The sequence below is a fragment of the Robbsia andropogonis genome (genome assembly GCF_000970345.1).
GTDB lineage: Bacteria > Pseudomonadota > Gammaproteobacteria > Burkholderiales > Burkholderiaceae > Robbsia > Robbsia andropogonis.
In genome coordinates this window covers 1-1,954 of record NZ_LAQU01000145.1, presented here as the reverse complement: position 1 = coordinate 1,954, position 1,954 = coordinate 1, and the positions used below count along the sequence as shown (strand labels likewise).

The 1,954-nt window shown below is 46.9% G+C and carries 1 protein-coding gene and 1 pseudogene; both read right to left on the bottom strand.

From position 1 onward, the window contains the following. Positions 1–707: pseudogene (locus tag WM40_RS26590) on the bottom strand (ATP-binding protein); the annotation flags it as partial. 12 nt (positions 708–719) lie between these two features. Then, a complete protein-coding gene (locus WM40_RS29320) occupies positions 720–1,676 on the bottom strand; it encodes a DNA adenine methylase (RefSeq protein ID WP_201779188.1) in 957 nt (318 codons plus the stop codon). Positions 1,677–1,954 lie beyond the last annotated feature (278 nt).

Sequence of the window (1,954 nt, the reverse complement as noted above, 5' to 3'; positions counted from 1 at the left end):
ATTCCTAGTCGTGTTTTGCCAAACATCGCGGTGCGGCAGCCTTTGAAATCACGCATTGAGATCTCAACGGGGATATTCGTACCCGCACCATCACTGAATAAGCCACACTCCATCGTGCGCAAACTCCCAATGGTCGAGCGCTGCTCCGGTTTGACCATTCCATTAATAATGAGACTTAGAATGGCATCGTCTGGAGCGAAAACTTTGTATCGATGCGCACTGACTACATTATTCACATCGCCCGAAAATTCGAGCTTCTGCATACTTTTCGGATTTGCATAAAACATACCTAAGACATCGCAGTCTAGCGCTCCCCATTGCAATTCGCTTTGGGTCCATACATCAAGTTCAGGCATAGACTTTTTGTGCAACTCGAAATACGTCTGCTGGACCTGATTAGACAAAGGTGTAGGGGAGACACCAGTAACCCGTAATAACGTAAAATGAGGCGGTGTTTTTCCAGCATTCACTGGTGTCATAATGAGGAATGATCCACGTGGTATCCCTCCGACAGCGAGCTTATAGGGATCGCTGGTAATAATTTTTGCAGTGTCGTACCCCAGCTCAAGAACATACCCAACGAATCGCATGTCTTGCGTTCGGCGTGCCTGCTCGTTTTGTTCCTCACGTTCGAGGAACGCCCTCAGCGCGTCGATCGGGTTGCCTTGCGTGGCTGCCGTATTGACGAGTGTGTTAAGTTTACTCATTGTAATCACTCTTTAAATATTGGCCCTAACTACAAGCTCTTCGAAACTACGTCTGCTGGAATTACTAGCTGATATGGATGAGTATCGTGACACGGCCATCTGGTCGAACACGGGATCAGAATAGAGGTCGCGTACAGACTGATGGTTAGCGTTAGTACAAAGCACCTTAACACCACGCCTAGCAGCATGTAAAAGCGACAACGCGAGCCGTTCTTGGTCAGCCCACGAAAAAATTACTTCGTTATATTTTCGAAATCCGTTGTGGTTATGACGTACAGTGTAAGGTGGATCACAAAATACGAAATCACCGGCTTCTGCCCGCTCAATAAGACTCTCGAAATCCCCTGCAACGAGCTCCGCATTTTTTAAAACCCACGACATTCCCTCGAAGTCGTCCGTCTCAATCACCACCTTGTCCTTTGTCCCTCGGGGTACATTAAATTTCCCCTGCCTATTGACTCGGTAAATGCCATTGAAGCAAGTTCGGTTCAAATAAATAAGTCGTGAAGCCCGTTGAATGAAATTGCTTGGAATGTGATCCCGTAACCAGTAGTAATAGCTGTCCGCATCCTCGCGGTGACGACGCTGTCTGTATCTCAAACTATTGCGGACGTTTTGCCAATCCTCTCTTATTGCGTTGTAAGCATTAATGAGATCTGGATTTACGTCGCCGAGCAATGCTCGTGATGGCTGCAGATGGAAATACACTGATCCAGCACCCAAGAAGGGCTCGATGTAAGTATTAAATTTTTTAGGAATAAGATCCACGTAGTTGCAGACAAACCAACGCTTCCCTCCTGGCCATTTCAGAAATGGAGTCAAACCTTTCTCGATCCGAGAATGACTGATAGTACTGTCTTCAGAGGCTTGCGGATCCTCATCACTGAAACATGGAAGATTACTCGCCGCCGAATCAAGGTTGAGTCGATCTGCGAGCGGATCCTTCGCTTCCAATATACTTTTTTTCACCTGGCTTCCCGGCTTATTTGTCTTTTTTCCGATTCCTCGATCGTCCTTAGGACGATGCCCCCGAAAAAATGGGCGAAAGCAAAACAACGTCTTAGTAATCCAGCATTTTACTCAATGTTCCCGAATTCTCAACGCGCGACCAGCACCTGGCGCACCGATGGTACAGCAATCCACTTTTTCTTATATTTGAAAAAATTCGAGAAACTTGCTCGTTTTCGTCATCGCGTGTGACCTGCCCCCGTCATTAGTCTTCAACGGCTGTAGAGTCCGTCATTAAA